At 61.7% G+C, this 12,796-nt stretch carries 13 protein-coding genes and 1 tRNA gene; 3 read left to right on the forward strand and 11 right to left on the reverse strand.

Annotated features, from left to right (window positions below; genetic code table 11):
* Positions 1-112 precede the first annotated feature (112 nt).
* Both BLV09_RS29780 and trxB read right to left on the reverse strand, forming a co-directional pair.
* Entirely contained in the window at positions 113-1,036 is a 924-nt protein-coding gene (locus BLV09_RS29780) for a LysR family transcriptional regulator (RefSeq protein ID WP_167558917.1), read from the reverse strand.
* An 18-nt stretch (positions 1,037-1,054) separates the two neighbouring features.
* A complete protein-coding gene (gene trxB, locus BLV09_RS29785; protein ID WP_146689933.1) occupies positions 1,055-2,020 on the reverse strand; it encodes a thioredoxin-disulfide reductase in 966 nt (321 codons plus the stop codon).
* 268 nt (positions 2,021-2,288) lie between these two features.
* On the opposite strand from trxB, the gene BLV09_RS29790 reads away from it, so the two are divergent.
* Entirely contained in the window at positions 2,289-2,768 is a 480-nt protein-coding gene (locus tag BLV09_RS29790; RefSeq protein WP_167558918.1) for an Lrp/AsnC family transcriptional regulator, read from the forward strand.
* Between the two features lie 171 nt (positions 2,769-2,939).
* On the opposite strand, the gene BLV09_RS29795 is transcribed toward BLV09_RS29790, so the two are convergent.
* From BLV09_RS29795 to BLV09_RS29815, 5 genes are all read right to left on the reverse strand, one after another.
* Positions 2,940-3,347 carry a DoxX family protein gene (locus BLV09_RS29795; protein ID WP_174556576.1) on the reverse strand — a complete coding sequence of 136 codons (408 nt, stop codon included), beginning with the start codon at positions 3,345-3,347 and terminating at the stop codon, positions 2,940-2,942.
* Between the two features lie 8 nt (positions 3,348-3,355).
* Entirely contained in the window at positions 3,356-3,751 is a 396-nt protein-coding gene (locus tag BLV09_RS29800) for a DoxX family protein (RefSeq protein ID WP_146689935.1), read from the reverse strand.
* 260 nt (positions 3,752-4,011) lie between these two features.
* Positions 4,012-4,485, reverse strand: a complete 474-nt coding sequence (greA, locus tag BLV09_RS29805; protein ID WP_174556618.1) for a transcription elongation factor GreA — start codon at positions 4,483-4,485, stop codon at positions 4,012-4,014.
* 215 nt (positions 4,486-4,700) lie between these two features.
* Positions 4,701-8,030 carry a carbamoyl-phosphate synthase large subunit gene (carB, locus tag BLV09_RS29810; protein ID WP_100385740.1) on the reverse strand — a complete coding sequence of 1,110 codons (3,330 nt, stop codon included), beginning with the start codon at positions 8,028-8,030 and terminating at the stop codon, positions 4,701-4,703.
* A 265-nt stretch (positions 8,031-8,295) separates the two neighbouring features.
* On the reverse strand, positions 8,296-9,456 hold the full coding sequence (locus BLV09_RS29815) for an MFS transporter (protein ID WP_146689936.1): 1,161 nt from the start codon (positions 9,454-9,456) through the stop codon (positions 8,296-8,298).
* A gap of 118 nt (positions 9,457-9,574) precedes the next feature.
* Here BLV09_RS29815 and BLV09_RS29820 point away from each other — a divergent pair, with 118 nt between their 5' ends.
* The gene (locus BLV09_RS29820; RefSeq protein ID WP_146689937.1) at positions 9,575-9,943 is read left to right on the forward strand and encodes an ArsR/SmtB family transcription factor; all 369 of its coding nucleotides are present in this window, start codon (positions 9,575-9,577) and stop codon (positions 9,941-9,943) included.
* Between the two features lie 30 nt (positions 9,944-9,973).
* On the opposite strand, the gene BLV09_RS37515 is transcribed toward BLV09_RS29820, so the two are convergent.
* Positions 9,974-10,050, reverse strand: a tRNA-Ala gene (locus BLV09_RS37515).
* Between the two features lie 66 nt (positions 10,051-10,116).
* Positions 10,117-10,824, reverse strand: a complete 708-nt coding sequence (locus BLV09_RS29825; protein ID WP_100385743.1) for a class I SAM-dependent methyltransferase — start codon at positions 10,822-10,824, stop codon at positions 10,117-10,119.
* 122 nt (positions 10,825-10,946) lie between these two features.
* On the opposite strand from BLV09_RS29825, the gene BLV09_RS29830 reads away from it, so the two are divergent.
* The gene (locus BLV09_RS29830; protein WP_100387447.1) at positions 10,947-11,474 is read left to right on the forward strand and encodes a Dps family protein; all 528 of its coding nucleotides are present in this window, start codon (positions 10,947-10,949) and stop codon (positions 11,472-11,474) included.
* Between the two features lie 202 nt (positions 11,475-11,676).
* Here BLV09_RS29830 and BLV09_RS29835 read toward each other — a convergent pair whose 3' ends face one another.
* Together BLV09_RS29835 and BLV09_RS29840 are read right to left on the reverse strand one after the other, a co-directional pair.
* Positions 11,677-12,219, reverse strand: a complete 543-nt coding sequence (locus BLV09_RS29835) for a hypothetical protein (protein ID WP_146689938.1) — start codon at positions 12,217-12,219, stop codon at positions 11,677-11,679.
* Positions 12,220-12,286: 67 nt separating this feature from the next.
* Positions 12,287-12,796: a PaaI family thioesterase gene (locus BLV09_RS29840; protein WP_146689939.1), complete on the reverse strand. Its 510-nt coding sequence runs from the start codon at positions 12,794-12,796 to the stop codon at positions 12,287-12,289.

Consider the following 12,796-nt stretch of genomic DNA (forward strand, 5'->3'; position numbering starts at 1 on the left):
GCGCGACGCGAATGCTCAGCGTGGAGACACTATGATCCCCATCCGCACGATGCGGCAAGCGTCCGAGCCGCATGTCAGTCATGCGGAGACCGGGGGATTGTGCAGCGGCGATTTAGGAAGGCCAGCGCTGCGCCTTGCTGACCACGAAGTCGCGGAACACCTGCACGCGCGCAACTGTCTTCAATTCTTCGGGATAAACAAAATAAGTATCGAGCTGAATTGAGTCGGACTCGCTGAACAGCTGCACGAGGCGGTTGTTTTCCTCGATCAGGTAATCGGGCAGCGCGGCGATGCCGAGACCCTGCTGGCAGGCACGCACCAGGCCGAGGATGTTGTTGACCTTGAAGTAGGTTTCGCGCGGACCGGTGCCGTTGCGCCCGGCCTCGATCAGCCAGTTGCGATTCTGCAGATGCGGCGCGACCTGTCCGTCGCTCAGCGTGATGATGCGGTGCGCGTCGAGCTCGTCCAGCGTGCGCGGCGTGCCGAAGCGCTTGATGTATTCCGGGGAGCAATAGGCGTGAAAACCCATCGCGAATAATTTGCGCTGGATCAGGTCAGGCTGCGTCGGCTTGCGGGTCCGGATCGCGACGTCGGCCTCGCGCATCGAAAGGTCGAGTTCCTCGTCGGTGACGATCAGCGAAATCCGGATCTCCGGATAAAGCGCGGTGAACTCGCCGAGCCGCGGGATCAGCCAGTTGATGCCGACACCCGGCGTGGTCGTGATCTTGAGATCGCCGCTCGGCCGTTCGCGGCTGTCGGTCAATTTGGCGCGTGCCGCCTGCAACTGCATGAAAACGTCATGCGCGGTGCGAAACAACAGATCGCCCTGTTCGGTGAGGATGAGGCCGCGGGCATGGCGGTGGAACAGCGATACCGACAGCTCTTGCTCCAGCGCGCTCACCTGCCGCGAAACGGCCGATTGCGACAGGCCAAGCTGCTCGCCAGCATGCGTGAAGCTGCCAGCTTCCGCCGCTGCGTGAAATACCTTCAGCTTGTCCCAATCCATTTCAGTAAATCCGTCGCGAGTTCGAGCCATGATTAGTTTCGAGCCATATTATTCCGCAGCCATGCGATCGCTGGCGCGCAGGGCGAGAAAGCGTTCGGCTTCAAGGGCAGCCATGCAGCCAAGCCCGGCGGCGGTAACGGCCTGCCGGTAGGTTTCGTCGGCGACGTCACCAGCGGCGAACAGGCCGGGCACCGAGGTCGCCGTCGAGTTCGGCGCCACTTCGACATAGCCGGATGGTTTCAGCTTGATCTGGCCGAGCACGAGGTCGGTCGCCGGCGCATGGCCGATGGCGATGAAGACACCGTCGGCCGGCAGCTCGGTCAGGGCGCCGGTTTTGACGTTCTTGAGCCGGACATGGGTGACTTTGCCGGGATTTTCATCGCCGCGGATTTCGTCGATCGCATTGTCCCAGACCACCTTGATCTTGGGATGCTTGAACAGGCGCTCCTGCAGGATGCGCTCGGCGCGGAAATGATCGCGGCGATGCACAACCGTCACCCGCGAGGCGAAGTTGGTCAGGAACAGCGCTTCCTCGACCGCGGTGTTGCCGCCGCCGACCACCATCACTTCCTTGCCGCGATAGAAAAACCCGTCGCAGGTCGCGCAGGCCGAGACGCCAAAACCCTTGAATTTCTCTTCGGAGGGAATGCCGAGCCAGCGTGCCTGCGCGCCGGTGGCAAGGATCACCGTTTCCGCCAGATAGACGTCGCCGCTGTCACAGGTCAGCCGGAACGGCCGCTGCCCGAGTTCGAGCTTGGTGACAAGATCGGTGACGATCTTGGTGCCGACATGGGCGGCCTGTTTTTCCATCTGCTCCATCAGCCAGGGGCCCTGGATGACGTCGGCAAAACCCGGATAGTTTTCCACGTCGGTGGTGATGGTGAGCTGGCCGCCGGGCTGGATGCCCTGAATCAGGACCGGTTCGAGCATCGCGCGGGCCGCATAGATCGCTGCGGTATAGCCGGCCGGGCCGGAACCGATGATGACAACCTTGGCATGGATCGCGGCAGGCATGGAGCAGGTCCCTTTCTTAAGGGAATTACGTCAGCGTTTGAACGGAAAGCGCCCGGAAAGGCATCGCGATGGCGCTGAAAGTGTCAAATCCAAGTCTAAGACATCTGGCGAGCTATGCAAGAATTGCAATACAAGGCGGCGGATTTTCCCCGAAGTTGCGGTAAATGTCGCATCGCACGCGCAATAAAATTGCGCAAGCCAGCCGCGCTGGGCTAAGAGTGTTGCCGTTATCTCCAGCAAACCTTGCCAGCCCAGGACCCGGAACCGCGTGTCGAAGAATCTTGACGAAATCGACCTCAAAATCCTCAGCGAAATCCAGGCCGACGGCCGAATCACCAACGTCGAACTGGCCAAACGCGTCGGTATTTCCCCGCCGCCCTGCCTGCGGCGGGTGAGAACGCTGGAGGAAGAGGGTTACATCCAGGGCTATCGCGGGCTGTTGGATCCGCGCCGGCTCGGCTTTGACGTCACGGTGTTTGCCTCCGTGCATCTGTCCAGCCAGGCGGACGCCGATCTGCGCGCATTCGAGGAGTTCGTGCGCGCGGAACCACTGGTGCGGGAATGCTGGATGCTGTCAGGCGAGGTCGACTTCATCCTGAAATGCGTGGCGCCGGATATGGCGACGTTTCAGGATTTTGTCACCCATCTGACGGCGGCGCCGCATGTGCGCAATGTCAGGACCTCGCTGGTGCTGCATAACTCGAAATACGAGGCGGCGGTGCCGCTGGATTTGAAGGTACCGGGCTGAGCAGTTCCACCGTCAGTGCGAGCAGCGCCAGCGACGACCTGTCCGCCGTAGCTTTTTTAGCGAAGGCGGAAGCAATCCGGTTTTCCTTTGCGGCCCTGGATTGCTTCGCGGAGCCTGTCATCGGGCGCGCATTCGCGCGACCCGTTGGCGCAGCAATCACGAACCATGCGCTCAGCGCTTCCCGCGCATGATCGCATCTAGGCTCCACGGCCCGCCGCCGGCGCAGGCGAGATAGAGGCAGGCGAAGCAGAACATGATCGCGAGATTGCCGCCGTTCAACAGCGGGATGAAGTTTCGCGGGAAATGCTCGATGAAATAGGCGAACGCCATTTCGCCGCACAGGATGAACGCGACCGGGCGCGTAAACAGGCCAAGGATCAACAATCCGCCAAGCGTCAGCTCGAACATGCCGGCGAAGCCGAACATTGAAAACGGCTCGACTTTCTCGAATATCGTCCCCGCCGGAAATTTCAGGAGCTTTGCCACGCCGTACTGAAACATCAGCAGGCCCGTGATGATGCGGAAGATGCTGCGAACCATCGGTTCGCCGGCCCCGAGCATTTTGTTGATCTGTTCCATGATCGCCCTCAAGCCTTTTTCATCGCCGCATCAACGCTCCACGGTCCCGCGCCCGCGGTCGACAGATAAAGGCAGGTGAAGCAGTACATGATCGCCAGCGTGCCGCCATTGAGCAGGGGATGAAAGCCTTTCGGGAAGTGCGCGATGAAATAGGCAAAGGCCATCTCGCCCGAGAGAATGAAGGCCACGGGCTGCGTCCAAAGGCCGAGGATCAGCAGCGCGCCGCCGACCAGCTCGATGAAACCGGCGGCGCCGATCAAAGACAGCGGCTTGACGGCGGCATAGGGCGGATAGACCGGAAAGCCGATGATCTTGGCCATGCCATGCTGGATGATCATCAGCCCCGTAATAATGCGCAGCACGCTCAGGACGCGCGGCGTCCACGCCGACATTGTTTCATTCATGATTGCTCCCCCCAAAATTCCGATAAGTCCGATTCGTATCGTGTCGCGCTCTTCAGGAAAAGCAATCGTCCTGACAAAATTCGGCAGCGTTTCGCAAAGCAGCATAGGAATAATGCCGCGAACGAAGTATTTGCCACGGCTACCGGCCGGAAATGCCGAAGCCGGTCCGTCATCGCGCCGCTGCGCGTCGCCCACCAAATGAAAGGGCCGGAAAATGATTCCGGCCCCTTTGCAACCCCAGCGATTTCAAAAATGCGATCTCAGCGCCACTCGACCTTGGTGATCTCGTAGGCCTTGGGCCCGCCGGGCGCCACGACTTCTACCGACGCTCCCTTCTTCTTGCCGATCAGCGCGCGCGCCAATGGCGAAGTGATGGAGATGCGGCCCTTTTTGGCGTCAGCTTCCGGCTCGCCAACGATCTGCCACACCGCTTTCTTCTCGGTGTCTTCATCGACAAGCGTGACAGTTGCGCCGAATTTAATGGTGTCGCCGGACAACTTGCTGATGTCGATGACATCGGCGCGCGCCAGCTTGTCCTCAAGCTCCGCGATGCGGCCCTCATTGTGGGACTGCTCTTCCTTCGCGGCATGATATTCCGCGTTCTCCGAAAGATCGCCATGCGAGCGCGCCTCGGCGATATGCTCGATGATGCGTGGACGGTCCACCGACTGACGCTGCTTCAATTCAACCTCGAGCGCGGCGTAGCCGCTCGCGGTCATTGGAACCTTTTCCATCATTTCTCTTGTCCTTCGATCGCGCGGGCCAGGAGGCGGCACACACGACATGCTTCTTCTTCGATCAGGTTTTCCGAGCCTCACAATGCGGCACCGGACCCTCTCATTTCCAGCACGGCCAAGCGCCGAAACAGAACAGCCGCATGGCGGAGTGGTTCCGGCCATGTCGGCTTTATCGCCAATCACTTAAGCCGGGGTACGACCCGGCCGGGTGATCAGGTTTCGGAAAAGTAACTCTGCAGGGTGCGGACCTCAAGGTCCCCGCCCAAATAGGCGCGGATGCCCTGTGCGGCCGCCACGGCGCCCGAAAGAGTGGTGTAATATGGCACTTTATGCAAGAGGGCAGCTCGCCGCAACGAACGGCTGTCAGCCAGCGCCTGGGGTCCTTCCGTGGTGTTGAAAACCAGCTGGATTTCGCCGTTTGTGATGGCGTCGACGATATGTGGCCGCCCTTCCAGCACTTTGTTCACTTTTTCGGTCGGTACACCGCTATCGGTCAGGAAACGTTGCGTGCCCGAGGTCGCCAATACCTTGAAGCCGAGCGAGTACAGCAGCCGCACCGCATCGACGATCCGGACCTTGTCGATCTCGCGTACCGAGACGAACACCGTTCCCTTGCGCGGCACCCGGGTGCCGCCGCCGAGCTGGCTCTTGGCGAAGGCGACTTCGAACGAGCCGTCGATGCCCATCACCTCGCCGGTCGATCGCATCTCGGGGCCGAGCACGGTGTCGACGCCCGGGAAACGCGCGAACGGAAATACCGATTCCTTGACGCCGACATGGCCGAGCTTGCGTTTCTTCAGATTGAAGTCGGCGAGCTTTTCGCCGGCCATGACCCGGGCTGCGATCTTGGCGACGGGCGTGCCGACCACCTTGGCCACGAAGGGCACGGTGCGCGAGGCCCGCGGATTGACTTCGAGCACGTAGATATCGCCGTCCTTGATCGCGTATTGCACGTTCATCAAGCCGATCACGTCGAGGCCAAGCGCCAGTTCGCGGGTCTGCCGCTCGAGTTCGGCAATCATCTGCGCGTCCAGCGAATGCGGCGGCAGCGAGCAAGCGGAATCGCCGGAGTGAATGCCGGCTTCCTCGATGTGCTCCATGATGCCGACGACAAACGTATCCTTGCCGTCGCTCAGGCAGTCGACATCGATTTCGGTCGCATCGGAGAGATAGCGGTCGAACAGCAGCGGGTTCTTGCCGAGCACGGTATTGATCTGTCCGGTCTTGTCGTTGGGGTAGCGCGCCTTGACGTCGCCGGGCACCAGTTCGGGCAGCGTGCCGAGCAGATAATCGCTGAGCTGGGTTTCTTCGCGGATGATCTGCATGGCGCGGCCGCCCAGCACGTAGGACGGACGCACCACCAGCGGCAGGCCGAGATCCGCCGCCACCAGCCGTGCCTGCTCGACCGAATAGGCGATGCCGTTCTTGGGTTGCTTCAGCCGCAATTTGTCGAGCACGCGTTTGAAGCGGTCGCGGTCTTCGGCCAGATCGATGGCGTCGGGCGAGGTGCCGAGGATCGGCACGTCGGCGGCTTCCAGCGCATGCGCGAGCTTGAGCGGCGTCTGACCGCCGAACTGCACGATCACGCCGTGCAGGGTGCCGTTCTTGCGTTCGGTGGCGATGATCTCCAGCACGTCTTCGGCCGTGAGTGGCTCGAAATACAATCGGTCGGCGGTGTCGTAGTCGGTCGACACCGTTTCCGGATTGCAGTTGATCATGATGGTCTCGTAACCGGCATCGTGCAGCGCAAAGCAGGCGTGACAGCAGCAATAGTCGAATTCGATGCCCTGGCCGATCCGGTTGGGTCCGCCGCCGAGAATGATGACCTTCTTTTTGTCCGACGGCGCGCTCTCGTCGGCGAGATGGCCTGCGAACGGCGTCTCATAGGTCGAATACATATAGGCGGTGGGCGAGGCGAACTCCGCGGCACAGGTGTCGATGCGCTTGAACGCGGGGCGAACCCCGAGCGCGTGGCGCTTCGCGGTGATGTCGGCCTCGGTGGTCTCGGCCAGCACCGCCAGCCGCGCGTCCGAGAAGCCCATCGCCTTCAGGCTGCGCATGCCGAAGGCGTTTCCGGGCAGGCCGCTTTTCTTGATCTTGGCCTCCATCTCGACGATGCCGCGCATTTCCGCCAGAAACCACGGATCGATCTTGCAGGAGGTGAAGATCTCCTCGTTCGACCAGCCGAGCCGCATCGCCTGCGCCACCTGCAGGATACGGTTGGGCGTCGGCGTGCCCAATGCGGCGCGGATCGCATTCTTGTCGTCGCCGCGGCCGAGGCCTTCGATCTCGATTTCGTCAAGCCCGGTCAATCCGGTTTCGAGCCCGCGCAAGGCCTTCTGCAGGCTTTCCTGGAAGGTACGGCCGATCGCCATCACTTCGCCGACCGACTTCATCGAAGTGGTCAGCGTGGTCGAGGCGCCGGGAAATTTCTCGAACGCAAAGCGCGGAATCTTGGTGACGACATAATCGATGGTCGGCTCGAACGACGCCGGGGTCGCGCCGCCGGTGATGTCGTTGGCGATCTCGTCGAGCGTGTAGCCGACCGCGAGCTTGGCGGCGACTTTTGCAATCGGAAAGCCGGTCGCCTTTGAAGCAAGCGCAGATGAACGCGACACCCGCGGATTCATCTCGATCACGACCATGCGGCCGTCGGCCGGGTTGACGCCGAACTGCACGTTGGAGCCGCCGGTTTCCACCCCGATCTCGCGCAGCACCGCCAGCGAGGCGTCGCGCATGATCTGGTATTCCTTGTCGGTCAGCGTCAGCGCCGGCGCCACGGTGATGGAGTCGCCGGTATGGACGCCCATCGGATCGAGGTTCTCGATCGAGCAGATGATGATGCAATTGTCTTTTTTGTCGCGCACCACCTCCATCTCGAACTCTTTCCAGCCGAGAACGGATTCCTCGATCAGGACTTCGTCGGTGGGGGAGGCGTCGATACCGCGTTCGACGATCTCGATGAATTCATGTTTGGTGTAGGCGATACCGCCGCCGGTGCCGCCCATCGTGAAAGACGGCCGGATGATCGCGGGCAGGCCGATATCGTCAAGCGCGCGCAACGCGTCGGGCAGATTCTTGATCTGGATCGAGCGCGGCGTCTCCAGCCCGATCTTGGTCATGGCCTCGCGGAACCGGCCGCGATCCTCTGCCTTGTCGATGGCGTCGGCCGTGGCGCCGATCATCTCGATGTCGAACTTGGCCAGCGTTCCCTGCCGGCGCAGCGACAGCGCGCAGTTCAGCGCGGTCTGCCCGCCCATGGTCGGCAACAGCGCAAAGCCGCCGGGAATGACGTAACGTTCCTTCTCGATGATCTTGGCGACGATCTCGGGCGTAATCGGCTCGATATAGGTCGCATCAGCCAATTCCGGATCGGTCATGATGGTTGCCGGATTGGAATTGACGAGGACGATGCGGTAGCCCTCTTCCTTCAGCGTCTTGACCGCCTGCGTACCCGAATAATCGAATTCGCAGGCCTGGCCGATCACGATGGGACCGGCGCCGATGATCAGGATGGTGGAGATGTCGGTTCTTTTCGGCATTCACTCTCACGGGCAGGGAATTGGGCACAAAAAAAGGGCGCGCATGCCGCGCGTCCCTCGAGCCGAGAGCGCGATCAGCAAAAGTGGTAGCCGGTTTTGCGTGAGATCGTGCTCTCTTTCGTAATATAGGAGCGCATGATCTCAACGCCAACCGCCTACACCTCGGCGGATCATGCGCTGGCGCGGGTCACCCTCGCGCGCGGGTGGTCTTTAGAACAGATTTCGCAGTCGCGAAAGAGCTTTAAGGCCGCAATCAACCGGCATTTTATGCAGTTTTGAGCTGCGCCCGCCGTCCCCGAAGCAGGACCATCGCGAGCGCCGTGGCGACGCTGCTGCCGCCGACCCAGCCAAGGTCGGTTGGCGAAAGCGCCGTGAGGACGATCCCACCCAGCGCGCCGCCGGCGGCGAACCCGAGATACATGGCGGAGGCGTTCAGCGACAACGCGATCATCGAAGCATGTGGCTCGATGTGCACCAGATGAGCCACTTGGCCGGTGTAAAACGCCCATCCGCCGATGCCCCAGAAAAATATCAGACCGAGCACGGCCGGTCGGGCGTATTCCGGCGGCGCGAATTTCAGTGCGATCGACTGCAGGATCAGCGCCATCATCATCGTAACCAGGCCCAACGTCGCGGTGGGGACAGGACCGATGCGGTCGGCCAATGTGCCGCCCAGCATGTTGCCGATCGCCGCGGCGACGCCGAAGATGAGCAACGCGAGGCTGATTTCCGTCGGGCTAAACCGTAGATTATGCAGGGGGATTGCCAGATAGCTGAAAACGGTAAGGCCGCCCATGGCCCAGAACGAAGTGATTAAAAGCGCACGCAATACTGCACTGTGCCGGGCGACCGCGAGCCGCTGGCCAAGCGTCGCCGTGTTGCGCGGCAGGCCCCGCGGCAATCCGAACAGCAGCCCGGCGAGCGCGATGGCGCCCAATCCTGCCACCAGGATAAAGGTCGCCCGCCAGCCGTAATGATTGCCGATCCAGGTTCCCAAGGGTACCCCAAGCACGGTCGCGATGGTCATGCCTGAGGTCACCAGCGCAATGGCGCGGCCACGGCGTTCTGGCGAAGCGATCGCCACCGCCACCGCAAGCGCCGTCGGCATGCACAGGCCGGCGCCCACCGCCATCAGCATCCGGGACGCCAGCAGCACGGCGAAACTGCCTGCCAGCACCGCCAGCAGGTTGCCGGCGATGAAACAGCACAGCGCCAAGGTCAGCACGGTCCGTCGGTCCAGATTATTGAACGTCACCGCAAGGATCGGAGAACCGACCGCATAGGTCAGGGCGTAGGCGGTCACGAGTTGCCCCGTCGCCGCCAGGGAAATCTGCAGGTCGGACGCAATGACCGGCAATAACCCTGCGATGACAAAAGCTTCCGTGCCGATCGCGAATGCCGCTACGGCCAGCCACAAGACGCTCATTGCCATCGCCCTCAAGTTCAATAATCATTGAACTATTGTGCATCAGCGAACGGATGTCAATTGGTTCAATAACTATTGAACATTGCAAGCGCAAAGCCCGATTGGTATGACTGCCCCCATGAGTCGCTCCCTCCAGCATCCGACCCGTGACCAGATCGACCTGCCGATGGTGCTGGATTGCCTGAGCGATCCCACCAGGCTGGCGATTGTCTATACCCTGGCCCAGCACGAGCGTGCCGCGACCGAATTGTGCTGCGGCGACTTCAATGCGCTGAGCGGCAAGTCCAATCTCGCCTACCATTTCGCCAAGCTGCGCGAGTCGGGCCTGATGCTGACCCGGATCGTCGGCACCAACCGGCTGATGAAGCTGCGCCGCGAGGATCTCGATGCGCGCTTTCCGGGCCTGTTGGACGCGGTGATCAAATCCGCCGCGCGCGACGCCAAGCGGCTGCAAATTCCCGATGTCGAGACGGTTGGCGCGGGCTGATTCCGCGATCGCGGTTGCGCCGACGAAAGTTGGAGGCCCGGCCTGGATTTGAACCAGGATAAAGAGCGATGCACTGCTCCCGCGTCGACGCTTTCCGCCACCGGGCCATGCCCATCATCGCCGATCACGCCGCGATGAGCCACGTCTAGCCCGCATTAACCCTAACCTTTGGGTTAATCCCGCGGGTAAAATGCATGGCGCGCCACGAACGTCATCCGCCACGGATTGTGGCCGATATTCGAATGCGCCCGCGACGCGGTAAATCCGCATGCGGCGAGCTTGGCGATCATCTCGTCTTCGCTGTAGCGCTGCAGGCCGACCCGCGTGCGCAATTGCCGGTAATCCGACAGCGCCGTGCTGATCAGGCCGATCAGGGCGTCGCGCAGAAAGCCATGGGTCGCCGCGAAGCGCAGCAGTGCCAGCACGTCGCGCGGCATGCCGACTTCCGGACGCAGAATATCGCCCACGATCAAACGGCCGGTCGGTTTCAACAGCCGCCGCAGGATCACAAATGCGGAGTCGAGTTCGGCCGGCGTCATATATTGAGCGACCGAGTTCATGACCGCGAGATCGACCGACTTCTCCTCCATGTTGCGCAGCTCTTCCAGCGAACGCACCCTGATCTTGGTGTTGGGCGCAAACCGCGCGACCAGCCGGCCGCGGACGCCCGGCGCCGGCTCGACCAGATACAGCTTGCCGCAGGCCTCCGCGACCTTCGCCGCGGACAGCGCCTCGCCGCAGGCATAATCGAGCACCACTGCGTCCGGAGAGGAGATGTAGCCAATGATATCTCTGGCGATCAGCTGGAAATGCAGATCGCGGTGCAGCTTGCTCGCATAAATCGTATGCGTGGAATCGTAATAATCGATCCAGTCGTCCATCGTCACAGGTGTCCGGTAAAAACAGGGGTTCCGGTCCAGGAACCGGAGGGTATATGGCGCGTTAGATGATCCGGCGAGCCGTAATTGCCGCCAGGTTCCGGTTCCTAACAGGAAGGTTCATCGTGAGCAAAGCCAAGTCTGACAAAACCTCGCCCGAACTCGACACCCCGACCGACCTGCCGCGCGCTGCGGTGGACAAGCTTTCGGCCTCGCTCAACACGCTGCTGGCCGACGCCTTCGCGCTTTACGTGAAGACCAAGAATTTCCACTGGCATGTCAGCGGCCGGCATTTCCACGATTATCACATCATGCTCGACGAGCAGTCCGATGCGATTTTCGCCACCACCGATCAGCTGGCTGAGCGGGTGCGCAAGCTCGGCGGCACCACGTTGCGCTCGATCGGGCAAATCGGGAAACACCAGACCATCAAGGACAACAATGAGGAATATGTCCCGCCGCGCGAAATGTTGCGCGAGCTGATGGAAGACAACAAGCACGTGGCGGCGGCGATGCGAAAGGCCCACGAACTCGCCGACGACAACAAGGATTCCGGCACCGCCGGATTGCTCGAGACCTTCATCGACGAGACCGAGCGCCGCACCTGGTTCCTGTTCGAAGCCAGCCGCCAGGAAGGCGGCAACGAGGCTTAAGCGCGACAACGAGGCCAGGAGCCGTCGCCTCGTTATTGCAAGCCGCGACAGCGACGAAGCAATCCGTTGCTTGCCGACGACTCAATCTGGCGGATGGATCGCAGGGTGGGCAAAGGCGCTCTTTGGCGCCGTGCCCACCGTTCACAACGCGATGCGGAAATAGCTGCCGTGCAGATGGTGGGCACGCTTCGCTTTGCCCACCCTACCGCTTGCTGCCGCCATGCTTCTTCCATAGCGTCACCAGTGGGCCGCTTTCTCCCATCACCGGATCGGTGCGCGGCAGCTTTACTTCCGGAATGGTCTTCAGCGCCTTTGTGTGATTTTCAGGCGTCGGGCGCGTGATCTGCATTTTGGGTCCGGGCGGGTAAGCGCCGATCACGCAGAAATCGCCGCTGGCGGACAGGCATTGGTGCCCGGTGCCGGCGGGCAGGATGGCGACGTCGCCGGCGGAAATCTCAAATTCCTTGCCGTGGTCGCCGCCGAAGCGCACGCGCGCGTGGCCGCGGGCGACGCCGAGCGCTTCGTGCACGGTGGCATGGTAATGCAGATAGTCGTAGACGCCGTTGCGCCACATATCGCCCCAGCCATTGGCGCCGAACAGTCCCTCGATGGTTTTCTCGGGATGATCGTTCTCGACGGGAACTACACCCTTGTAGACCAGAAACGGCATCGGATTATTGGGAACAAGGCCATCGTCCGCAAAGACAACGGCGAACGGTTCGACGTCGGCGCTGACAACCGGCATGATTATCTCCTGCGGTGGTTTCTCCTGTGCGTCAGGATAACGCGTAGATCAAACCGGCGTCAGCGGCTCACGTTCCCTTTTTCGTTTCGTTGGGAAACTCGAAAATGAGGCAGGTGGTGGTGGCATGCGCCAGCAGGCGGCCCTTGGCGTCGGTAATGCGCGCTTCGGCGGTCGCGGCGCGGCGGCCGACATTGAGCGTATGGCCTTCGGTGCGGATGGTTCCGGTATCCTTGGTCATGCCCCGGATGAAACTGATCTTGAATTCGAGCGTGGTGTAGCCGGTGCCGGCCGGCAGCATGGAATGGACCGCGAGCCCCATCGCGGAATCCAAAAGGATCGCGGCGTAGCCGCCATGCACCGAGCCGATCGGATTGTAGTGCCGCTCGCCCGGGATGCTGTGGATGACGACGGCGCCAGGCTCGGCCGTGCAATCGAACGGCCCGACGTTCTGCATGATCGGCGGCTCCGGCAATTGGCCGGAGAAGATGGCGCGGACGAAATCAATGCCCGCCATCGAGGCCATGATCTCGGTCGGAACGACGCCATGTTCGGTATTACGGGAAGCGTGATCGGGCAT

This window comes from Bradyrhizobium canariense (genome assembly GCF_900105125.1).
GTDB lineage: Bacteria > Pseudomonadota > Alphaproteobacteria > Rhizobiales > Xanthobacteraceae > Bradyrhizobium > Bradyrhizobium canariense_A.